This window comes from Paenibacillus campinasensis (assembly GCF_002272015.1).
GTDB lineage: Bacteria > Bacillota > Bacilli > Paenibacillales > Paenibacillaceae > Paenibacillus_AQ > Paenibacillus_AQ campinasensis.
In genome coordinates this window covers 16482-38294 of the sequence record NZ_NPBY01000009.1, presented here as the reverse complement: position 1 = coordinate 38294, position 21813 = coordinate 16482, and the positions used below count along the sequence as shown (strand labels likewise).

The window sequence follows — 21813 nt, the reverse complement described above, 5'->3', positions numbered from 1 at the left end:
TTACCACAATAAATCCGGGCAGTAACTTTCTTCGACAAGCACTCCCTGTGCTCCTGCTTCACGAGGAGATGTTATCAGGCAGTATCTTTTACTGAACAGCCGTGCATATACACCATCTTGTGTCATGCTTCCCTCTGCTTGGCGGATTAGCCCAAATCGGCCTGCTGCGGAGCCGGGAGCTTGCCGTAATGATAAGTGCTCTGCAGCACGATATGGCGGCCCTCCAGAGACGACTGCTGGAACGACTGCATAATCTCCAGCACATGGTACGCAAGGCGTCCGCTTGCGCGATGATCCTTGTTGCTGTGGATCGATTCAATCATGTCATTAATGCCGAGCCCGCGCTCATTCTGCCCGCACTCGAACACAGGATCCAGCGTTTTCCATTCATCGGATCCTTGCTTGCGCAGCTTAACCTCACCATTGAAGTAGTTCGGATCGCCGAGGCTGAGCGTGCCCTGCGTGCCGTAAATCTCAAGCCACGGCAGCGACGACCCGCCGAAAATATCGAAGCTGGTAATCATCGTGGCAATCGCTCCGTTCTCGAAATCGAGCGTGCCTGCCAGATGCGTCGGGGTCTGCACCGTAATCGGCCTGCCCTGCAGCGGACCGGAGCCTATGCTGCGATCAGGAATCTGAATGCCTGCCGATGCGCTCACCCGGCTTGCAGGACCCAGCAGCTCGACCAAAGCCGACAGATAGTACGGCCCCATGTCCAGCATCGGCCCGCCGCCCGGCGCATAGAAAAATTCAGGATTGTGGTGCCAGGCCTCCGGCCCGGAACCCATCATGAATGCGGTCGCCGCAATCGGACGGCCAATCAGCCCGGATTCAATGGCTGCCTTGGCTGTCTGGACGCCGGAGCCGAGGAACGTATCCGGCGCACAGCCGACGCGCAGCCCTTTCAGGTCTGCCTTGTTCAGCACCTCTCGTCCTTCTTCAAGGGTGATCGCCAGAGGCTTTTCGCTGTATACGTGTTTCCCGGCCTCAAGCGCCGCTACATCGACACTTGCATGACTGGCCGGAATCGTCAAATTAATAATCAGATCAATGTCAGGACGCGCCAGCATCTCTTCTACCGTGCATACGCCCGGTATGCCGTATTCCTTGGCCTTTGCTTCTGCGTAATCCATAACCAGATCGGCGCACGCGATCACTTCAACCCACGGGCTGTTCTTCAGGTTGGTGAAGTATATGCCGCTAATATTGCCGCAGCCGATAATGCCTGCTTTCATTTTTGTCATCGTTGTCACTCCTTGACCCATTGGATATGCCCGGTCTAGTAACCATGGTATTCTGAAACGCTTTCGTTTAAAATGAATAATATGATTGAAACATGAACTATCTGGTCATTATTTTCTTTTTTGAAGGAGACATTTCGTCATGGAACCATCTTTTACAAGCCAAGTCGTCGCAGCAGATTTTTCCTTTCACCGTAAGCCTTTTGAGATGACGCTCCCCGACGGTTTTGACTCCTACTTAATGCGGCTTCAAACCAACGGACGCTGCCGTGCGATCATCGACGGCGAACTGGTCCATATCGAGCCCGGCGATCTGCTTATATGCCGTCCCGGTCAGCCTTACGAGCTTAAGATTGACGATGAACTTAACGCCCATGGAGAACTGACGATTGAAAGCGGCGATTATCATATCTTTATCAAAGGCGATTGGGTTGATGCATGGTGGAACGCTTTAAAGCGCCCGGCCAAAATCCGGATGCCGCTGGAAGAACGCTACCTGAGCCATTTTCGCTCGCTCGTGCTGGAGCAGCGGCGCATCACCAACCCCTATCCCCAGATCGCCGACTATACGGTCCGGATTCTGTGTCTTGAGGTGGACCGGCTGCTGTCCGAGCAGCCATCCACAACGCCGAAGACCTATCTGGCATACCGCATGAAGAACTATATTGAAGAGAACGCCTCCTCGATGTTCAAGCTGGAGGATGTCGCCGGGCATGTCGGCATCAGCGTCTCCCGGGCAGTGCATCTGTTCAAAGAGGCGTTTGGCACCACCATCATGCAGTACACGATGGAAGTGCGGCTGAACATGGCCAAGGAACGGATCGTATTCAGCCCGCTCTCGCTTGAAGATGTGGCGGAGACGTCGGGCTTTGCCAACTATACTTATTTTCACCGGGTATTCCGGTCCCGATTCGGCGTATCGCCCAAACAATACCGCATGGCCAGCCGCACGCCTACCTGAGCAGCTGATGCTTAGACACTGCCTGACTTTAGCTGCACATTCTAACAGCGTCTGTGTCTGCCACTGTGCGAATGCCGCTTCGGACGATAATCGCATAAGCGTAGGCAGCAAGTCCAAAGGCAACAGTGGAGTGAACCGCATCAGACTGTTATTACTAAACAAGCCCGGACAAGGATCCACTCCTTCCTCCGGGCTTGTTAGGATTCACGCGATAGTTCAGATGACGCTTCACCAGCTTAACAGGTCAAAGACTGGCATCCTCTAACGCGCTCCCTTCACTTCCATATCTCCATATTCCTTACAAAGATCCTTTTAAAGAAGAATCCAGACATGCCTCAACAGCATGCTTTACCTCAGAATACAAGAGCGGCTCGCAAGCGACTGTTATCCACAGTCTTTGCAAGCCGCCCGCCTTCTATGTACCGCTCTTGCGGGCGGCAGCGATCTGTTCCATCGCCTCGGTAACCACCGCGGCCAGATCGTCATTCCCGTAGAGGGACAAAACGCCAAGAACGGTATGATCCGCAATATCCCCGGCTTCCTCCTTCGGCACAGTCAGCGCAAGCGCTCTGGCCAACGGTTCATTCACCGGTTGATCGGGATATGCCTTGCGGTAAAGCTCCGCAGGGTCCAGCCCCTGATTCACGCACCACTGGGCGAACACCAGGATCATCATATCCTCATCCTGCCTGTAGCTTTCCACAATCCGCTCTTCTAGGGATTTTGATTCTGAATCCATATGATCGGTCTCCTCCTCATGTATCCAAGGGCTTCACCCGCGTGCAGCTCCAAGCGCGCAGGGAAGGATGCGGATTGACCCAGCATCAACCGCATGTTGACCCTTTCCTCATGAGCACATTATAACGGCATCTTCGCCAGGAGACAAAACCCGCGGATTAATCCGCCATCTTCACTTGCACAGGCTTGCGTTTTTGCTTGTCATCATTCTTTTTCTTCGTCCACAAGCCTAGACCGATAATAAGGATAACGACAATAATTTCAAATCCATACTTCAACACGTTGTTTGCAAACCAGTGATGAATGAGCGGCTCTTCTACGATCATCTTGGAAGCGGTCCATGTCAGAACGGCTGCACCGATCGTAATGACTACCGGATAACGTGTGGTCAGCTTCAAAATAATTGTACTTCCCCATACCATAATCGGCACCGAGATGGCCAGACCGAGAATAACGAGCAGGAAGCTCTCGCCCGCTGCACCGGCAACCGCAAGCACATTATCCAGACCCATCATCGCATCCGCGATAATAATGGTCCGAATGGCTGCCCACATCTGGTTCCCTGCCGAAATTTCATGATCCTTCTCATCCACCATCAGCTTGTAGGCAATCCATAGCAATGCCAGACCGCCAACAAGTCGCAAGCCTGGAATCATCAGCAGATATACAACAAGCAGCGTCGCAACGACACGAACGGCAATGGCGCCGACCGTTCCCCAGATGATGACCTTCTTCTGGTCTTCCTTCGGAACGTTGCGTGCAGCCAGACCGATGACGATCGCGTTATCGCCTGCCAGCACCAGGTCAATGAGGATAATGGACAACAGCGCGGTCCAAAATTCTACTGACATGATATCCATGCTTCTTCACTCCTTCTTTCTTGATATCGATATGTTTTCCTGATACCGACGTCCACCATGCAAAAACGTTGTTTCCTTTTTCTAAGCAGTTCAACAACGTTTTATAAGCGCAAAAAAGACCTTTACCTCATCAATAAATAAATGCAGGCAAAGGTCTCGCTAAACAACTGGTTCGTTGCCAGTAAAGCCGGAGTTCGGTGAACTCGTAATGACGACTTTACTGCTGGAGCTACTCCCCTTTGGGAACTATTCGGCTGGACACATTATAGCACATGACCAACATGTTGTATATATAAGTTTTGACATGAGCACCACTTCTTTCTTGGGGCCAGGACTGCATATTTTCAACCCGTACGTAAACGGACGGCAGCGGCTCTTTTCTGGTATGATAGATATATTCGCCAGCTCAGCAAGAAAGGAAATTATGATCATGAAATGGCTCGTTCCTGCAGTCTATCTCTGTGTGCTCGTTATCGCCTTTATATACAGGCAAGACATCTTCATCTGGCTGGAGCAGTCCCCGGCATTTCCACTGATGATGCTGCTTGCAACGGTGTTCGCTCTGTTTCCCTTGATGCCGTACAAGGCGGTCATCGCCGTGCTCGGGTATACCTACGGGACGATGGGGGGAGCGGTTATCGCCTGGGTCGCCACCACCATCGCAGCCATCGTGGTTTATGCGGTAGCCCGAGTGGTGTACCGCGACTCCGGCCACAGGCTGATCGAGCGGTATCCGGCTCTGGCCTCGTTTACGAAGGCGGTGCAGACCTACCCATTTCGGGCAGTCATCATCGCGCGGCTGCTGCCGGTCATCCCGCAGACGGCCGTCAACATCTATGCCGGGGTGGCGCCTGTTCCTTTCTGGACTTATGTGATCGCTTCTGGCATTGGCAAAATCCCGTCCATTCTCATCTATGCCTACCTCGGTCACGGCCTGTCCTTGAACCCCGCGCTGTTCGGTACTGTGGCCGTCATCATCATATTGCTGTCCACACTGCTCATGATCGCCTATCAAAAGAAAGGCAGCCGAAGATGAAACTTTCCTCCTGCCTTTTTGGCTTCATGGAACCAAATGATTTATAATATAATGCACAGCGTTTAAATTCTAACCCTATTATGGAGGGATAATATGAATCACTCAACGAATGAACTGGCGACATTTGCCGGAGGCTGCTTCTGGTGTATGGTCTCTCCGTTCGATCAGCTGCCCGGCATCGTGAAGGTCGTATCCGGCTACACTGGCGGCCATACCGAGAATCCGACCTATGAAGAGGTATGCTCCGATACTACCGGCCACTACGAGGCTGTCCAGATCACCTACAATCCGGACATTTTTCCTTATGAGCGACTGCTGGAGCTGTTCTGGCAGCAGATCGACCCTACCGATGCAGGCGGCCAATTCTATGACCGGGGCGCCTCTTACCGGACGGCAATCTTCTATCATACCGAAGAACAGCGTGAGCTGGCGGAGCAATCGAAGCAGGCGCTGGCACAGAGCGGACGTTTTGACAAGCCGATCGTGACCGAGATCCTGCCGGCGAGCACGTTCTACGAGGCAGAGGAATACCATCAGGACTACTACAAGAAAAATCCCGTTCACTACAAGCGGTATCGCAAAGGCTCCGGGCGCGAGGATTTTATCGAATCCCACTGGAGTGAGCCGATTGACAAGAACGAGCTGAAACGCCGTCTCTCCCGCCTTCAATATGAGGTAACCCAGAACAATGCTACCGAGCCTCCATTCCGGAACGAATTCTGGGATCATGAAGGCGAAGGAATATACGTGGACATCGTCTCCGGCGAGCCGCTGTTCTGCTCGCTGGATAAATATGATGCCGGATGCGGGTGGCCGAGCTTTACCCGTCCCATTCAGGATCATGTCATTAAAGAGCGGATCGACCTCAGCCACATGATGGTGCGTACCGAGGTTCGCAGCCGCCGCGCCGACTCCCATCTCGGTCATGTCTTTGACGACGGCCCGGGTCCGGACGGCTTGCGCTACTGCATTAACTCTGCCGCGCTGCGGTTTGTGCCGAAGGAAGACCTTGAGAAGGAAGGCTATGGACAATATTTAATGCTGTTTGAATAAAGGCGGATCCATTCTACAACTGCCTGATATTCGGCTGAAGAAGGGGATAACTCCCCTTCTTTTTTTGTTGTGTATGCCGCGCTCGCCTTCTAACTTGCTGTTGGATGCTTTCTTATCCTCGGTCGCCCAAAGTTTGGCTTCGGTCGGTTAAGCCCATGTTCTCACGGGTAATAGGTCTGTAACGAAGCAGCTGCTGAAATCGATGCTGAAATGGAGGGATATCCATGCCTTGGAGTGCGAATGATTATCCGCCGTCCATGAAATACTTGAAGCCGCGTGTCCGCAAAAAGGCGGTTGAGATCGCCAACGCGCTGCTCGAGGAAAACTACGAGGAAGGCAGAGCGATTGCCATCGCCACTGCCAAAGCCCAGGAATGGGACGAGAACCATCCGGAGGACGAGGAATAACCGGGATTCATCTTGATTATACCAAGACAAACGCGAGTACCCGCACGGGGGACCAGATGCGTAAGCGGCTGCTGACTTACGACCATGCGCAGCTTGAATAATCAAAAGCGGTCATTCGTGATAAGACTCACGAGTGACCGCTTATTGTTATTTCCGATTCGGTTATGATTCAAGGGTTACACCGACCTCCCGCTCACGGGATGGGCGCTGCCAGGCTTGGCGGCAACAGCAGCTCGCCGGGCCGATGCACGTTTGAATATCGGCTTGAGCGGCTTCGGTTTCGCGACTTGCTTCTCCCGGCCATAAGCGACCGTCATCGAAATGACCTGCCCTGCAATCGTAACCGCCAGAATGGTGAACATGGTCTCCATCAGCGGCAGATACGCCAGCGACAGAAGCAGCACCGCGGCATCCATGATCAGAATGACCGTACCGACCTTAAGTCCGCTCCATTCACTGATCAGTACGGAGATCGCATCATCCCCGCCCGTAGCACCGCCATAACGCAGAACGATTCCCGCTCCAAAGCCGGTAAGCACACCGGAGATTAGAGCCGCAACCAGCAGGTTATGGTGAAGATCGATCACCAGGGTCGAATACCGCTCCATCAACGCATAGAACAAAGAGAACATCGCCGCTGCCACGACCGTGTTAATGATGAACTTCTTTCCCTTCAAAAACAGGGCAACCAGCAGCACCGGAATATCCAGCAAAATCATGCCGAGCGCTGGCGGAATGTCCAGCACATACTTGCCCAGCAGTGCCAGGCCTACAAATCCGCCTTCGGATAAATGGTTCTGAAAATTAATATGATAGTAGGTAAAAGCCATTAATAACGTACCAAATAACATCGCTGACATTTCAATAATGAAGTCTTGTCTTTTCCTCATACAGGATCCCTCTTGTCGTAGTAGATTGGTCAGACAAAGGCCCATCTCTACGCACAGGCATCCTGGAGGAGCTCATCCTTCGGATAATCATCCTATCCTTCCTTTCGTAGAGACCGTCCTTGTCTTCAGACGTCCGACATCGCTCTACGGAGGAAGCTATGTGTATGATAGATCATAACGTTTCCAAATCGTCCTTTGGGGAATTGTCCTTCGGGGACACATGGTATCCTGATCCTTTCTTTATTTAGTTGTTTGCCAAGTTCCAATTGTATTATACCACAAAGTGAAGGCCGACTAAACAGGGGCTGGAGATATTTGGGCAATCAAGCAGTAAAATACACGCCGGCTCCCCCTCATGGCTCATGCTCCCTCTATGTATACGACCAGCATCGTTCACATATTCGAAAAATCCAGTGTGACGATAATCACAAATGGATGTTCGGGCCATCCCTATACTTGACACATACGAATGATTTACAATGCTTATTCACGAGAAACAGTATCTGGAAAAAAGGGAGGCCGTGTTATGCTGCACAAAGAAACGATTGAAATCATCAAATCCACCGTGCCGGTACTCGAAGTTCACGGGACCGAGATTACGTCTGTGTTCTACACAAGACTGTTCGACAATCATCCCGAGTTGCTGAACATATTCAACCATGCGAACCAGCGCCAAGGGCGTCAGCAAACTGCGCTGGCCAACGCCGTATATGCCGCCGCAGCGCATATTGACCGCCTGGAGGAGATTGTGCCTGTCGTCAAGCAGATCGGCGAGAAGCATCGCGCGCTCGGCATTTTGCCGGAGCATTATCCCATCGTGGGCACAACCCTGCTTGCGGCAATGAAGGAAGTGCTGGGAGATGCGGCGACACCTGAAATTTTGAATGCTTGGGCGGATGCCTACCAGGTGATTGCTGATGCGTTCATCAGCGTGGAGGCGGAAATGTACGAGAAGGCAGCCCGTGTGCCTGGCGGCTGGTCCGGCTTTCGGCGTTTTGTCATCGATCGGAAAGTGACGGAAAGCCCGTTGATCACCTCATTGTATCTCGTGCCGGAGGATGGCGGGGAAATCGCGAGCTACGAACCCGGACAGTATATTACACTGCGGGTGAAGCCAGAGGGAGACTCGTATTCTCATCTGCGGCATTACAGCTTGTCCACGGCTCCCGGAAAGCCTTACTACCGCATTACAGTCAAACGCGAGGACGGGATGAATGGCGAAGGCGCCGGCGTCGTATCCACCTGGCTTCACCGCCAGGCTGAGGAAGGAACGGTCGTTGAAGTCAGCGCGCCAGCCGGCTCCTTCACCTTAAATTCCGATTCGGAGTTGCCCCTGGTTCTCATTAGCGGCGGGGTTGGATTGACCCCGCTGGTGAGCATGCTGGAAACGGCGCTCACCAAGCAGCCGTCCCGTCCAGTCGTATATATTCATGCCGCCAAATGTGGAAGCCAGCATGCGATGCGCGATCATATTGAGCAACTGACTGTCCAGCATCCGCAGCTCCGCTCTTACGTGATCTATGAATCTCCAGAGCAGGAAGACCAGTGCCATAAGACAGGCTACATTGACCTTGAGTTGTTGCAGGAAACAACCGATCCGGGCTCCGACTTCTACTTCTGCGGACCGGTGCCGTTCATGCGCGCCGTATACAGCCACCTGAAAGCGATGGGCGTGCCTGCGGATCGGGCGCATTACGAATTTTTTGGACCTGCCGGAACGATCGAGCAATAATCTGTTTTCCTTCAGAGGCTCCGCTCAGCGTACATAGCATCTGCGCGCTGGGATGGCAGCCTCTTTATGATTCAGCATAAGCCTGCCTAGCCCCGTTCGTTAAATTCCGGTGAACGCAGCAGCCGATTAACCGTTTCCCGCCGTACGCCGATCAGCTGTCCGATTTCCTCCTGGGTCAAATATTCGGTCAGATGCCTGCCGTCGGAGTGCTCGTCCAGCCAGCGCATTAGCAGTGTCAGCCGCTCCTGCGGCGTGCCCACGGTCAAGTGGTCCAGCCGGGTCTGCATAAAGCGCAGCTTCTCCTGAAGCAGACGCGCCACCTCCAGCGGTTTCTCCGGATCTTCCCGGAGCTCTCGGTACCAGGTCTCCGCCGGGATCACTTCCACTTCGCTCTGCATCAGCGCCGTAGCGGTTCCATGCGTTTCCTTCGGACTGATGAGCGAATGATGAGGAACCGTTTCACCCGGATATAAAATGTTGAAAAGAACCATATTGCCATTCTCGTGCAGACGCGTGACCTTGAACAGACCGCTTTCGATACGATATAAATACTTCCCGCTATCCCCTTGCCGAAACAAAATTTCTCCCTTGTTCAGTCTCATTCCCGATCACACTCCTTTGTCGCGTAGGTTTATGCTAAAGACAACGAAATTCTCCATAACGATATGGAGCCATGAATCACACAATGCGATTACCGTAACTATAACAGATGAATGCGCTCAACATCCCTGGAAGAACCAGAATTTGTGGATTGTTTTTCAATGGATGAAGTTCTAAGATGAAAGAAAAGGAACGTATGTTCCTGTATATGTATAAGGTATCACGCTGCATCTACATCACTTGAATCAAGGATGTGCCGCTATGACAAGACTATCCAAGACGCCTCCCCCTCCATCGGAGGAAGACGCCGCCCTGGTTCGAGACTATGTCACTTACTCGGTGCTGCTCGCTTGTGCGAACCGGGATCTCCGGACGCTGCGCACCCTCGATCTGAAGCTGTCCAGCCTGTATATCCACAGCTTGGATGAAGTGAAGAAGGACATAACGGAACACAGACGCCGCATCCAGCTGCAGCTTCGCCGGCACGGCATTCGGCTGTATCGTGAAGAGCGGTGTGCCTATGGCATAGAAGCCCATTACTTGTGCCGAGGCTTCACGTGCAGCCTTGTCGCGGAATGGGCCGAGATGAAGCCGATCTGGATTCATCTTATGATGAATCACATCATGAACCAAGTGTCTCCCGGAACACAAACAGACTGCTGACAGCGGGGACATCCGCTATCAGCAGTCATTATGCAGCATGGCGCTCCATCGCTATTCGACCACGCTGCCCTCCGGGGCCAAGGCCGTGGTTCCTCGCTCCACCAGCTTGACCGGAACGAGCACGCGGCCTGGCGTCTGTCTTCCCTTCTCCAGCCACCCGACAATGATTTCGGCAGCCTGACGCCCGATTTCATAGAAATTTTGCTCAATCGTCGTGAGCGGGATAAGCACATGCTCGGTTACCGGATTATTGTCAAAGCCGATAATCGAGAACTCTTCCGGAATCCGGATGCCTCTGTCCAGGCATAAATTGAGCAGCGATGCGGCAATGAGATCATTTTCGGTATGGACCGCCGTCACGCCATCCGCGCTGTACGAGTCCAGCAGCTCCTTATAGAACCGCTCCCCTCCGACCTGCTCCCGATATCCCTTCATATTGAGCCGGATATAGCGGCTGTCAATCGGAAGGCCGTGGTCTTTCAGCGCCTGGCAGTAACCGAAATACCGGTCTCTGACGGAGGAGGTCGATTCAATCGTCACCGCGGTCAGGAAAGCGATCTTGCGGTGGCCAAGCTCTATCAGCCGCGAAACCGCCTGGTAAGAGCCGTTAAAATTGTCGGATACGACAGCCCCGAGCGGCAAGCTTTCAAAATATTTATCTATCGTGACGATCGGATACTCGTCCAGACAGAGCCGGTGCAATATATCGTAATTCGTCTGGTCATTCCGAGGATATAAAATGATGGCCGCGATGCCCTTTCGAGTCAGCATCTCCAGCAGATCGCGCTCCTTCTGCGAATCGTAATCACTTTGATGGATGCTCAAATAGTAGCCGTTAGCGTTCAGCCAGTCCGAGGCCCCGCGAATATACCCCATCGTCCCCCGGTCATCCTCTGACGGCAGGATCAGCGATATCATCTTCCCGGTTCCCTCAGCTCTGTTCTCCTGTCCCCGGTTTCTGGGCTTGACGAAGCTGCCGCTTCCCTTGATCCGGTAAATGTATCCGTCCCGCTCCAGTTCATCGAGCGCTCTGCGCGTCGTGATGCGGCTGACTCCGAATCTAGAGCTCAGCTCTGCCTCGGTCGGCAGCTGGGATTCAGGACGATACAGGCCCGATGAAATTTCCGACTTCAACTGATCCATGATCACGCTGTACAGCGGTTTATTGTCTTTAGTCAACTTCGTTCTCATCCCATCTACGGTTCTCTTTTTCAGTATCTCTCCCGGTATTAACACTTGCAAAATTCGGACGACGCTGCATCCTTGTTATAGTAAATTATAGCGTTTTCCGCATTGCCGTGTAAACTGAGGGGCAGCTTGCCTCCCTGCAATCATGGCTCACTTTACATTTATATACCGCTCATACTGCGCTCTCTTGATGTCCAAATATTTGCTTGCTCCCATCCTCTCCAAGGTGGAGACATAGGTGTCCCAATCCGTATCCAGGCTCGCTTTGCCGGTCACGAACTTCACGCGCATCTCTTCAATATACTTGTTGATGTCGGTGAGAATCGCGCTCGTTGTTCCCGCTTCCTCGTCGGTTGGCACAAAATCCGGCCACAGCTCCTTCGGCGCCAGCTCGTCCAGCTCGGCAGGATCGGCCTTAATCTCATTTTCCACCGTCGTGCCTCTTGCAGCCATCCGCAAGTCGTCGTCCGGCTCGACATACGGATAATAAGCGCCATATACATTGTCTACATATTGGAATGCCCCTAGCTGCACACCGCCCTTGTAGTTCAAAATTTCATCCTTGTATCTCGGCTTGCCGTCCACGATCTCATACGTTTCCCCTTCCAGGCCGAAGGTGCCGAAGTTAATCCCTTCTTCCCCGTAGAAGTAGTCAATCCATTTGATCGTTTCGACTGGATACTTGTTTTTATTGGTGATAATAAAACCGAAGATGCCTTTGGCCGGCGGCCCCAGCGTACTGGCCACCTTATCCCCGTTCGGACCTTCCAGGGCGTTGATGCCGACATAGTGCTCGGACGCTTCCTTGCCGATATACCCCGGTCCCTCCCATACGAAGGAGCCGATCAGGTTATTCGCGCCGTCGGTGGACCATTTGGCGTAATCATAGCCGGTCGTGAAGTTCTGCTGCGCCAGCGAGCCGTCCTGATACAGCTCATGCATATACCGCAGAAGCTCCCTGTATTTCGGATCATTAAACGTCGTTTTCACCTGACCGTCCGTATCCTTATACAGATACTGGCCAAACGCCTTGGCACCTCCCTCGCCCATGCCGAAGCTGCCGGCCAGGAAGCTCTCCAGGAATGTCCAATACTGCGTTTCGAGAACCCAGCCGAGGCGGTTCGGATCCTTCTCCCGCACGGTCTTTAGCGCCTGACGGAATTCCTCCGTCGTTGCCGGCACCGGCAGCCCGGCCTCATCGAGCCAGCTCTTGTTGATATACAGGCGGACAGAGTTGAACGCCTTCGAGAAATCAACATAAGGCAGGGCATAGATATGCCCATCCGACATCGTGATGGCGCCTCTAATGTCCGGATTGTCATTCAGCAGCTTTTGCAGGTTGGGCGCATGCTCCTCGATCAGATCCTCAAGCGGGATGAACAGCCCCTGCTTGCCGTATTTCATCAGCTCGTCTGTGCCGAAGGCAATCCGGTAGAAGGCGTCGGGCAGATCATTCGAGCCGAGCATCACATTTTTTCGCTCCGTGACCGCTGAGCCGGCCAATTCCTCAAACTCGACATGGATGCCGGATATCTCCTCATACTTTTGCCACATCCACAGCTGGTCTGCAGGCGGATGGACGTCGGTGTATCCGCGCTTGACCATTTTCAGCGTAATCGTTCCTGGATCGTCCGTCTCTCCCGGCTCCGGCGTTGCCGTATTGTCCGAGCCGCTGCATGCCGCAAGCAGCAGAGCACACGATATTGTCCAGGCAAGCAAAGCAAACCATCTTGTTCTCATCATTCTCTTAACCCCTCTTTCGTTCATGATCATAAGGCAAGCGCAGCCTTGGCGCACCGGCGGTGATGAATCCGGCCTCAGCCTTTAATTGCACCCACCATAATGCCTTTCTCAAAAAAACGGGACAGCATCGGATACAGCAACAAGAGCGGCAACGCAGAGATGACCACAATCGCATATTTCAGACCTTCCTTCACCATCATCTGGTCCGCATACTCCGCGCCCACCGATATCCCGGCCATCTCCTTGAAATCGTTCTGGACCAGAATTTCCCGCAAAATAAGCTGAAGCGGAAATTTCTCTCGGTCCGTTAAATAAATCATCGCATCAAAATAGGAATTCCAGTGGCCTACACCGTAGAACAGAATCATGACGGCAATGATCGGCATCGACAGAGGCAGCACAATCCTGTACAGCATCTGAAAATCATTGCACCCGTCCACATACGCGCTCTCCTCCAGCTCATCCGGAATCCGGGTCTGGAAGTAGGTGCGCATAATAATCATGTTGTAGGCGCTGATCGCGCCGGGCAGAACAAGTGCCCACATTGTGTTCAGCAGGCCAAGCTGCTTGTTGACCAGATAGAGCGGAATGAGGCCTCCGCCAAAAAACATCGTAAAAGCAAACAGCATCGTAAACAGCCTTTTCCCATAAAAGCGCTTTCTTGACAGCGGATAAGCGCCGAGCACCGTCATCCCAATATTGATCGCGGTCCCGGTCAGCGCATACAGGAGCGTATTTCCATAGCCCCGCCAGATTTCGCTGTTCTCGAACAGCTTGGCATAGCTGTCCAGGTTGAAGCCCGCGGGATACAGCAGCAGCGGCTTGTCCCAAAGCTGACGCGGATCGGAGAACGAGGCAAACAACACGAACAGCAGCGGGTACAAAATAACAATTGTAATGAGGATCGCCAGCACGAGGAGGATCGCATCGGCCAGCTTCTCCCCCGGTGTGCGCTTGATGTTCAGCAGCACGGCTCACACTCCCTTCTTGAATGAACTTTGCCTTCTACCACAGGCTTGTTTCGCCCACTCGCCGGGCCACCGCGTTCACGATGATCAGAATGATAAAGTTAATGATGTTGTTGAACAGCCCGACGGCTGCAGAGAAGCTGTACTGCGTATTCAGCAAACCGCTTTTGTACATATAAGTGGAGATGACCTCCGAGGTTTCCAGATTCATGGCGTTCTGCATGAGCAGAATTTTCTCGAAGCCAACACTCATAATGCCGCCGGCACTCAGGATCGACAGAATGACAATCGTCGGTATGATGCCGGGAAGCGTAATGTGCCAGATGCGGCGGAGCTTGCTTGCCCCGTCCATATAGGCCGCTTCATACAGGTCTGGAGAAATGCCGGAGATCGCCGCGCTGTAGATGAGCGAGGACCAGCCAATGCCCTGCCATACGCCCGACCATACATACAGATGCCAGAAGTTTGAAGGCTCGGCCAGGAAATCTTTCGGCTGACCGCCGAGTGCAACGAGAATGGAGTTAAAGACACCGTTGGTTGGAGAGATGAAGAAAAACAGAATGCCGACCGCAACAACGACCGAGATGAAGTGAGGCGCATAGGAGATCGTTTGGGCGAAGGAGCGGAATTTGCGGCTGCGCAGCTCGTTGAACAGAAGCGCAAGCAGAATCGGTGCAGGTATGCCGACAAGCAGCCCGTACAAGCTGATCCCGAGTGTATTTTTTAAGATAGTCCAGAAGTAATAAGCATTGAACAGCCGCTCGAAATGATCGAAGCCGACCCATGGACTGTTCCAGATGCCTAACCCGGGCATAAAATCTTTAAAGGCGATCTGCACGCCGTACATCGGCCAGTAATGCCAGATCAGAAAATAGAGCACCGCCGGTGTAATAATGATGTACAGCCCGAGATTTCGTTTCAGCTGCTTCTTCGCATATGTCCATCTCCCCGGGCTTGTTGCCGGCTCCGCGGACGCCGAGTTTAACGGTTTTAGCGGGACGCTCATACAGAATTTGACCTCCTTTGTGCATGGAATCATGAAATCGACCGCCTGCCTTCAAGCAGGCCAATCTCCTGTGACCGGATGGGTTCTATGGGAAGAACAACGCATCCTTATCCACCATGTGCGCGATCACCTCCGCCTCTTAATTTGTACTACCATTTTTTTGTGACTCTCATATTTGTTATAACACATTCTAGTGAGAACTCATTTTACCGTCAATATCCCTTGAAAAAACGTTACTTTAGTATCATTCTCCCGAAATTTGTTATGACAAATAACGACATAAACCTGGGCTGATATGGCTGGATAAACCGAATTTCGACAGAAATCCGATCTAGCTCCAGTACGCTATTAGGCATAATTCACTACCTGAACAGCTCCATGCGACAGGCCTAATGGATAGCGGATGATATAACAAAACGCCCCGCTCACTCCTGCTCAGGCAGAAAGGATCGGGGCGTGTAGCACCACATATGTTATTGTCACAGCCTCAAGGCGGAGGACAACTCCACCCTTAAAACGGATGTCTTGTCCGGGATGCCTTGTCCAGGCTGGCGTGTAACCGAGCAATGGTGTCATTCGGTTAACGCTACATTCCTTCATCACCGGCTTCGTGCCATCCTGACGATTCCTCGGCCAGTATCCGCAGCGTTTCCGGGTCCAGTTCACCCAGCCGCCACAACACGATATCCGAAATGCCCGCAGCCTCCGCCTGCTTGATCCATCCCGCAAGCGTAATACCATCGGCATACCATACCGTGTGCTTCGACCCCTGTTCATCGTTGTACTCAAAAAACAGCGCTCCGCTATCCGGATCCCGCTTCGGATCATCTGCGCTCAGCTCCGCCAGCTCTCCTGCCCGCTTCTCGGTGACGGCAACAACGCTGCCGTCTTCACTCCAGGCAAACCCGCCTGTAGCCAGCGCCAGTTCATGCTCCCCCGGAAGACCGTTCAGCTTGCCCGCCAGTTTCCGGATTAATTCATGATCCGCCTTCGGCCCGGGCCCGCTGTGACCGCCATACAAATTATAGGCCATCATGACATAGGACGGCCCTTCCGGCAACCGCATTGCATCCAGATCGGCGCCAGGCTCAAGCACCACCCGCAGGCTCAGTCCTTCCTTCCGCAGACGCTCATACAATTCCTTATAAAATCGGGACAAGCGGCTCCAGTCTGTCGGCTGCACCTTTTCGTAATCGATCTCCACCCCGGAGAATCCGTACCTTACCGCTGTCGCAGCGATCTCCTCGATATGGCGGCTGCGCGACTCCTCCGAAGAGATTAGGCGGGATACGAGCCCGGGGTCCTTCTGTACGATCACACCGCCATCCTGGAAGTAATCATTGACAATCGTCAGCAGCATGCCATGTATTCCCGCCTCCACGGCCGTCTCCCGCACGCGGGGCAGCCCCTCTGCAAATGCCGGCGTAAAATGGAGCGCATCCGACGCATCATAATAAGCCGCAAAAAAACGAACACTTTCCAGCTGGGAGCCTAGAAGCTGTAAGTCCTCCGCACCTGCCTCCCACTGCCAGTCGGTGACCCATGCGGACAGCGAAATCGAAGCTGCCGATGAGCCTGCAGGCTCCCCGGCATCTCCTCGCTGTTCTCCACCCCATATGACAAAGACCACGGCCAATATGCACACTGCCAGAGCAGCTGCGGCAACAGCCCATCGTATAGCCTGCTTGCTCATCGGACCATTCCTTTCGCGCTGCTTATCAGAAGTTATCAATGGCCCAATCCACTACGGTGTCAAACATGTTTCTTGCTTTCACCGCCGCGCCTTTCATCCCGGTCTGCTTGCTTGTGAACAGCACGGTACGCTTGTGATCCGGAAGCTCTTCCGTTGTCACCGTCACCTGATCAAATATCGCATCATAAATGTCATCCTTCTCATTCTGCTCGTGATACTGCGCTTCAAGGGCTACGCCGCCAGTGCGGATCGAAGGGTCGATGGACAAACGCTCGAGAATGACCTGCTGATCCGCGATAATGCGTACGGAATTGCCGGTAACCGAAACTTCCAGCTGCCGCTTGCCCGGAATATTGATCGGGTATTCCGGCTCATCCTGACGGGCGCCGGACTGGGTTTGTGCCTTGGAATAGACCGTCGCTTTATCAAATCGGAGATCTTCTTCGCCCCACTTCACATCCGACAGCTTGTAGGTGAACAGCTCCTTCGGAAGCTCGCCCTCCTTCTTCTGCTCCAGCCGAATGACGTTATTGTCCAGCAGTACGCGGAGATATGATGACTTTGCTCTGTCATGCCGGATGTAGATCGACTGCTTTCCAACGACGTTGCCGAGCAGCGTTGCCGAGACGGTTGTTGTCGCATCAAACGCCGCCTGCTCGCTGTCGTTCAGATACACCGTCCCTTTGCCGGACGGAGGCGAAGTGACGATGATCTGGCTGCCCGCGAACTCGGCGGCTCCGTCGAGCAGGCTCCATTTCTCCGCGAGCGCTTCATCCCCGCGAACGAACTGCAGACGCTCCCCGGTATCCTTGCGAAGCTTCATCAGGAGATGATTGGTCGACCAGTAAGGAGCGGGCTGGACCCGCGTCAGGTTGTGCGGTCCGCTGTCCTTCGTGTTCCAGGCACTCCCTTCGCGGCTGAAGTTCAGCTTGAACAAATCTTCAATCTGTGACACATTGGCGTCCCGAACCAGATTGTTCATCCCCTGGTCAAGCGCGTTGGCATGCATGATCATATACGTGCCCGGCACATAACCGAGCGATTCGGTATACACGCTCCGCATCAGCTCATAATCAGCGCCAATGCGTTCCTCCATCTGTTGCCGGTTCTCCGTCGGAATCATATTCTCGTCGCGAATGAAATCCATCAGATAGTGATTGTAGTATTCCACATCCGACTTGTCCGTCAGCTCGTTCTCGTCCTTCACGCCGATGAACCCGCCGTCTTTATCAAAAATGTTGATATACGTCAGCCGGTATCCGTTCGTCCCGAGCTCCCAGAAACCCGTTTCTTCCATCTTCAGCATCTCTTTCGGCTGGAGGAACTTTCCTTCACTCGCCCCCATTTTGTTGGCATAGGACAGGAAGGTCGCCTTGCCGTTGTACTTTTCCAGAATAGGCTGGGCGAACAGCGCGGAATCATTTCGGCCGTCCTCAAACGACAGGAACAACGCCCGCTTGGGCAGCGGCTTGCCCCGCTCATAAAAATCGATGATATCCTGCTGCGAAATTGTCACATATCCCTGTTCATGCAGCACCTTGAGATGATCATTAAGCTGGCTCTTGGCAACCAGCTTGGACGAACCGCTTCGCCCAACTCCGAAATAGGAGATGGCAATAAAGCCTTCTGTCTGATCCCAGCTAGCCCGGTCAGGCTCGCTGTAGGTTTTCAAATCAAATACGGTATTGACCAAAATAGCGGTCAGCAGCACCAGCAGGAATACCTGCACAACGACCTTCATTTTTTTCCTGCGATTTTTTCTATCCACATTGAGCGCCGGATTGCGCTTGTTATCCATTACCGTCATCCTCATTTCAATATCCTCGGACACCGGTTGATGCCGTTATCCGGTTAATCCGCCTTTGCGCTTGCGCGCTTCTTTCTTCAGTCTGGCTTCCACATCCTGCGGCGTGTCCCGGGTCCCCCAGGTGGACTTCCAGAACGTAAACCAGGCGACCGGCATCTGCCACAGCAGCACAAACTCATAGAACAGGCAGAATACAAAACCGAATATCCACAGCCTGCTCTTGCGCAGCAGCAGATGGGCCAGGCTCATCAGCATCGCCATCATCAACAGCCCCAGCAGGAACGTTCCCGGGAAGATGCCGTGCACAATCGGCACATACATCAGGTTGTAGGCAACAACGATCGGGGCGGCGATCGGAACGATCAGGCCGACGTAGAAGAACAGCGCCATGAACGGCTCCTTGCGCCATATGAATCCGCCGGCCCGAAGCGACTCCCGCAGCCAGGAGCGTTTCCAGCGCATCTGCTGCTTCAGAAACACGTCGACCCGCGAAGGTACGATTGTCGAGCAGACCGCGGAATCCTGATAGCCTGTGCGATGCTCCTTCAATATAAAGTTGGTCATGCTTCGGTCATCACCGAATGTCGCCGGCTTGCCAAGAAACTTCTGGTTCAGCCAGTCGTCGGCATACTTCAGCACCAGATCCTTGCGGTAACAGGACAGCGGCCCGGACAGACAAGTGACGCTGTCAAACCACGATTCCGCAGCCTTCATAATGCGGAACGCGATATAATACCGGACCGTCTGCAGCTTCGTAATGGAGTTGGTATATTTGTTCTCCACATCGGTCCGTCCGGCCACACCGCCCATTTTCGGGTCTTGGAAAGGCTGGACCAGATGGCGGATCGCCGTCGGGTCCAGGAAGCTGTCCGAATCCACAAACACGACCAGATCATGCTTCGCCATCTCTACCCCTTTGACAAGTGCGGCCCGCTTGCCCGCATTTTCAGGCAGCACTGTATAGAAGAGCCGATCCTTCGTTGCATAGCGCTCTGCCTCGTTGTGGATCGTCTCGATCATATCCCTGATTCTCTCCACCGACTGGTCTGTCGAGCGGTCATCCACCACGATGACCTCCAGCTTATCGACCGGATAATCCTGGTTCATACAGCTCAGAATCGTTCGCTTAATCCATTCCGCTTCATTGAAGCATGGGATAATGATCGATACGCCGGGCGTATAGCTCGGGTTAATCGGAACATCCCGGTACAATGCGCCAAACAGGTAGCGAGTCAGCAAAAAGGCCGCCGCAATCAAGCTGTACAAGTACAGCACCATATTATATTTGAAATAGATCAGACTTTCGGTCCGAAGCAGCATAATGAACAGCACGGTGCCGAGCAGAAGCGCACTGGCGGAATACACCGAGTATCCCCAGCGCTTGCGCTGCATGTATTCCGTGAGCGGCTTCGCGAACTCCATCGCCAGCATATATTCCACTTGTCCCGCCTCGCCCTGGGCCTCGAACCTGCGCACGACCGTCGCGTCGATCTTCACCCCGGATTCGAAGCCCTCCGGCATTGCGCCTGGCGGAATGTTGAACCTCGCCCTGATCTTGTCCCCCGGCTTCAGTTCCGGATGTTCGGACGGCAGCCTCAGGAGAAGCCCGGTGGCCGAAATATCCGATGCTTGTGCGCGGATGCCTTCACGCCGCCTCCACTGCCCTTCACGTTGCACCAGCACGTCAAAGTCGGCGGCATACCGCAGGCTAAGCATCCGGAGCTTCTCCAAGTATTCGGTATCGGACAGATCAGCATCCAGGACATGTCGGCCTCTTCGATCTGCCGACACCCGAATCTGCTCCGGGTCCGGAACATAGGACAACCGTCTCCGGTCGGCTCGCGGCTGTGTCAGAACCTCTTTCATTTTTTGGCGTCGTTTATTAAATATCACAGCAATTTCTCCAATCTATCAGCTTACAAGCTCCAGTAGCGGAAGCCTCTGCTCTCGCATTCCGCCCGGTTATAGGCACCCTTCACATCAACCAGAATCCGTTCGTCCGCCGAGCCGAACATCCGCTCCACATCAGCGAGGGATAAAGCTTTGAATTGACGGTGCGGCACCGCCATAATGGCCATGTCCAGGCTGTGAAGATCGGTCATCTCCGACAGCTCGATGCCGAACTCTTCATACGCGTGTGCCGGTTCGATATAAGGATCTACTACCAGCGGCTGAACTCCGTATTCCCGAAGCTCCCGAATCAGGTCAATGACCTTGGAATTGCGAATATCGCGGCAATCCTCCTTGAAAGCCAGCCCCATGACGGCCACTTTGGCGTTTCGAAGATCCAGGCGATACTTCACGGCAAGCTTGATCGCCTGCTGCGCCACATACTTACCCATGCCGTCATTGATGTGCCTCCCGGCTAGAATAATTTTGGAATGATATCCGAGATCCTCTGCCTTGTAGGTCAGGTAGTACGGGTCAATCCCGATGCAATGCCCGCCCACCAGGCCGGGCCTGAACTTGAGGAAATTCCATTTCGTCTCCGCCGCACGCAGCACCGCGTTCATATCGATCTCCATCTGGTGAAACAGCATCGACAGCTCGTTCATGAACGCGATGTTAATATCGCGCTGGGCATTCTCGATCACCTTGGCCGCTTCCGCGACCTTGATGCTCTCCGCCCGGTGAACACCGACCTCGATAATGAGCTCGTACAGCCGGGCCACCGTATCCAGCGCCTCCCCATCGCTGCCAGACACAATCTTCACGATATTCTCCAAACGGTGCACCTGATCCCCCGGGTTGATGCGCTCCGGCGAATAGCCGACCTTGAAGTCCTCGCCAAGACGCAGCCCGGACGCCTCTTCCAGAATCGGCGCACATACTTCTTCGGTGACCCCGGGATATACCGTGGATTCGAATACCACCAGCGATCCGGGAGTCAGCGCTTGACCGACCATCTGGCTAGCCCCGCGCAAAAATTTCAGGTCCGGCACATTGCCGCTTTTCACCGGTGTCGGAACAGCGACGATGAAGCAGCGGGCCTCCTTCAGCTTGTCCGGATCGGAGGTGAACGCCACGGTGCTATCAGCCAGCTCCACCCCAAGCTCGCCGGTAGCATCAATGCCCTGCTGATAGAGCGCAATCTTCTCCTGGCTCAAATCAAAACCGATAACATCCACCTTTCTCGAAAAGGCAACGGCCAGCGGCAGCCCGACATAGCCAAGCCCCACCACCGCAACCTTGTCGGTACGGTTCACAATATTGTTGTATAGTCCCAT

The 21813-nt window shown here is 53.6% G+C and carries 19 protein-coding genes; 6 read left to right on the top strand and 13 right to left on the bottom strand.

Going from position 1 to position 21813, the window contains the following annotated elements; all coding sequences use genetic code 11:
- Positions 1-146: 146 nt before the first annotated feature.
- Complete coding sequence (locus CHH67_RS02355) at positions 147-1244, bottom strand: Gfo/Idh/MocA family protein (RefSeq protein WP_095263368.1); 1098 nt, start codon at positions 1242-1244, stop codon at positions 147-149.
- 139 nt (positions 1245-1383) lie between these two features.
- Here CHH67_RS02355 and CHH67_RS02350 point away from each other — a divergent pair, with 139 nt between their 5' ends.
- Positions 1384-2202 carry a helix-turn-helix transcriptional regulator gene (locus tag CHH67_RS02350; RefSeq protein WP_095263367.1) on the top strand — a complete coding sequence of 273 codons (819 nt, stop codon included), beginning with the start codon at positions 1384-1386 and terminating at the stop codon, positions 2200-2202.
- Between the two features lie 415 nt (positions 2203-2617).
- On the opposite strand, the gene CHH67_RS02345 is transcribed toward CHH67_RS02350, so the two are convergent.
- Entirely contained in the window at positions 2618-2941 is a 324-nt protein-coding gene (locus CHH67_RS02345) for a hypothetical protein (protein WP_095263366.1), read from the bottom strand.
- A 157-nt stretch (positions 2942-3098) separates the two neighbouring features.
- On the bottom strand, positions 3099-3800 hold the full coding sequence (locus tag CHH67_RS02340; protein WP_095263365.1) for a TerC family protein: 702 nt from the start codon (positions 3798-3800) through the stop codon (positions 3099-3101).
- Between the two features lie 430 nt (positions 3801-4230).
- Here CHH67_RS02340 and CHH67_RS02335 point away from each other — a divergent pair, with 430 nt between their 5' ends.
- The 3 genes from CHH67_RS02335 (at position 4231) to CHH67_RS02325 (ending at position 6296) form a co-directional block, all read left to right on the top strand.
- Positions 4231-4836, top strand: a complete 606-nt coding sequence (locus CHH67_RS02335; protein WP_244908062.1) for a TVP38/TMEM64 family protein — start codon at positions 4231-4233, stop codon at positions 4834-4836.
- Positions 4837-4929: 93 nt separating this feature from the next.
- Positions 4930-5889, top strand: coding sequence for a peptide-methionine (S)-S-oxide reductase MsrA (gene msrA, locus CHH67_RS02330; RefSeq protein ID WP_095263364.1), 960 nt, complete (start codon positions 4930-4932; stop codon positions 5887-5889).
- Between the two features lie 224 nt (positions 5890-6113).
- Complete coding sequence (locus tag CHH67_RS02325) at positions 6114-6296, top strand: DUF2188 domain-containing protein (protein ID WP_095263363.1); 183 nt, start codon at positions 6114-6116, stop codon at positions 6294-6296.
- A gap of 176 nt (positions 6297-6472) precedes the next feature.
- On the opposite strand, the gene CHH67_RS02320 is transcribed toward CHH67_RS02325, so the two are convergent.
- A complete protein-coding gene (locus tag CHH67_RS02320; protein WP_095263362.1) occupies positions 6473-7186 on the bottom strand; it encodes a YitT family protein in 714 nt (237 codons plus the stop codon).
- A gap of 526 nt (positions 7187-7712) precedes the next feature.
- Here CHH67_RS02320 and hmpA point away from each other — a divergent pair.
- Positions 7713-8918: an NO-inducible flavohemoprotein gene (gene hmpA / locus CHH67_RS02315; protein WP_095263361.1), complete on the top strand. Its 1206-nt coding sequence runs from the start codon at positions 7713-7715 to the stop codon at positions 8916-8918.
- Between the two features lie 86 nt (positions 8919-9004).
- Here the strand turns inward: hmpA and CHH67_RS02310 are convergent, their stop codons facing one another.
- Entirely contained in the window at positions 9005-9520 is a 516-nt protein-coding gene (locus tag CHH67_RS02310; RefSeq protein WP_095263360.1) for a Crp/Fnr family transcriptional regulator, read from the bottom strand.
- A 259-nt stretch (positions 9521-9779) separates the two neighbouring features.
- Between CHH67_RS02310 and CHH67_RS02305 the strand changes: the two genes are divergently transcribed.
- On the top strand, positions 9780-10181 hold the full coding sequence (locus CHH67_RS02305) for a YhjD family protein (RefSeq protein WP_095263359.1): 402 nt from the start codon (positions 9780-9782) through the stop codon (positions 10179-10181).
- Positions 10182-10232: 51 nt separating this feature from the next.
- Here CHH67_RS02305 and CHH67_RS02300 read toward each other — a convergent pair whose 3' ends face one another.
- The 8 genes from CHH67_RS02300 to CHH67_RS02265 form a co-directional block, all read right to left on the bottom strand.
- On the bottom strand, positions 10233-11372 hold the full coding sequence (locus tag CHH67_RS02300) for a GntR family transcriptional regulator (protein ID WP_244908061.1): 1140 nt from the start codon (positions 11370-11372) through the stop codon (positions 10233-10235).
- 147 nt (positions 11373-11519) lie between these two features.
- Positions 11520-13109, bottom strand: a complete 1590-nt coding sequence (locus CHH67_RS02295; RefSeq protein WP_095263424.1) for a type 2 periplasmic-binding domain-containing protein — start codon at positions 13107-13109, stop codon at positions 11520-11522.
- 77 nt (positions 13110-13186) lie between these two features.
- Positions 13187-14083: a carbohydrate ABC transporter permease gene (locus CHH67_RS02290; protein WP_095263358.1), complete on the bottom strand. Its 897-nt coding sequence runs from the start codon at positions 14081-14083 to the stop codon at positions 13187-13189.
- A gap of 34 nt (positions 14084-14117) precedes the next feature.
- Positions 14118-15086, bottom strand: a complete 969-nt coding sequence (locus CHH67_RS02285) for an ABC transporter permease (RefSeq protein WP_095263357.1) — start codon at positions 15084-15086, stop codon at positions 14118-14120.
- 586 nt (positions 15087-15672) lie between these two features.
- Complete coding sequence (locus CHH67_RS02280; protein WP_095263356.1) at positions 15673-16779, bottom strand: glycoside hydrolase family 18 protein; 1107 nt, start codon at positions 16777-16779, stop codon at positions 15673-15675.
- A gap of 25 nt (positions 16780-16804) precedes the next feature.
- A complete protein-coding gene (locus CHH67_RS02275; RefSeq protein WP_244908060.1) occupies positions 16805-18586 on the bottom strand; it encodes a polysaccharide deacetylase family protein in 1782 nt (593 codons plus the stop codon).
- 36 nt (positions 18587-18622) lie between these two features.
- Positions 18623-20452 carry a glycosyltransferase gene (locus tag CHH67_RS02270; RefSeq protein WP_155617462.1) on the bottom strand — a complete coding sequence of 610 codons (1830 nt, stop codon included), beginning with the start codon at positions 20450-20452 and terminating at the stop codon, positions 18623-18625.
- Positions 20453-20502: 50 nt separating this feature from the next.
- Complete coding sequence (locus tag CHH67_RS02265) at positions 20503-21813, bottom strand: nucleotide sugar dehydrogenase (RefSeq protein ID WP_095263353.1); 1311 nt, start codon at positions 21811-21813, stop codon at positions 20503-20505.

What these genes read in the sequence shown, in the direction of transcription:
- CHH67_RS02325 (WP_095263363.1), top strand. Translation starts at nt 6,114, where the DNA reads ATGCCTTGGAGTGCGAATGATTATCCGCCGTCCATGAAATACTTGAAG.
- CHH67_RS02280 (WP_095263356.1), bottom strand. Translation starts at nt 16,779, where the DNA reads ATGAGCAAGCAGGCTATACGATGGGCTGTTGCCGCAGCTGCTCTGGCA.
- CHH67_RS02270 (WP_155617462.1), bottom strand. Translation starts at nt 20,452, where the DNA reads ATGAAAGAGGTTCTGACACAGCCGCGAGCCGACCGGAGACGGTTGTCC.
- CHH67_RS02295 (WP_095263424.1), bottom strand. Translation starts at nt 13,109, where the DNA reads ATGAGAACAAGATGGTTTGCTTTGCTTGCCTGGACAATATCGTGTGCT.
- hmpA (WP_095263361.1), top strand. Translation starts at nt 7,713, where the DNA reads ATGCTGCACAAAGAAACGATTGAAATCATCAAATCCACCGTGCCGGTA.
- CHH67_RS02355 (WP_095263368.1), bottom strand. Translation starts at nt 1,244, where the DNA reads ATGACAAAAATGAAAGCAGGCATTATCGGCTGCGGCAATATTAGCGGC.
- CHH67_RS02310 (WP_095263360.1), bottom strand. Translation starts at nt 9,520, where the DNA reads ATGAGACTGAACAAGGGAGAAATTTTGTTTCGGCAAGGGGATAGCGGG.
- CHH67_RS02275 (WP_244908060.1), bottom strand. Translation starts at nt 18,586, where the DNA reads ATGACGGTAATGGATAACAAGCGCAATCCGGCGCTCAATGTGGATAGA.
- CHH67_RS02350 (WP_095263367.1), top strand. Translation starts at nt 1,384, where the DNA reads ATGGAACCATCTTTTACAAGCCAAGTCGTCGCAGCAGATTTTTCCTTT.
- CHH67_RS02285 (WP_095263357.1), bottom strand. Translation starts at nt 15,086, where the DNA reads ATGAGCGTCCCGCTAAAACCGTTAAACTCGGCGTCCGCGGAGCCGGCA.
- CHH67_RS02300 (WP_244908061.1), bottom strand. Translation starts at nt 11,372, where the DNA reads ATGAGAACGAAGTTGACTAAAGACAATAAACCGCTGTACAGCGTGATC.
- CHH67_RS02340 (WP_095263365.1), bottom strand. Translation starts at nt 3,800, where the DNA reads ATGGATATCATGTCAGTAGAATTTTGGACCGCGCTGTTGTCCATTATC.
- CHH67_RS02320 (WP_095263362.1), bottom strand. Translation starts at nt 7,186, where the DNA reads ATGAGGAAAAGACAAGACTTCATTATTGAAATGTCAGCGATGTTATTT.
- CHH67_RS02265 (WP_095263353.1), bottom strand. Translation starts at nt 21,813, where the DNA reads ATGGGACTATACAACAATATTGTGAACCGTACCGACAAGGTTGCGGTG.
- CHH67_RS02345 (WP_095263366.1), bottom strand. Translation starts at nt 2,941, where the DNA reads ATGGATTCAGAATCAAAATCCCTAGAAGAGCGGATTGTGGAAAGCTAC.
- msrA (WP_095263364.1), top strand. Translation starts at nt 4,930, where the DNA reads ATGAATCACTCAACGAATGAACTGGCGACATTTGCCGGAGGCTGCTTC.
- CHH67_RS02335 (WP_244908062.1), top strand. Translation starts at nt 4,231, where the DNA reads ATGAAATGGCTCGTTCCTGCAGTCTATCTCTGTGTGCTCGTTATCGCC.
- CHH67_RS02305 (WP_095263359.1), top strand. Translation starts at nt 9,780, where the DNA reads ATGACAAGACTATCCAAGACGCCTCCCCCTCCATCGGAGGAAGACGCC.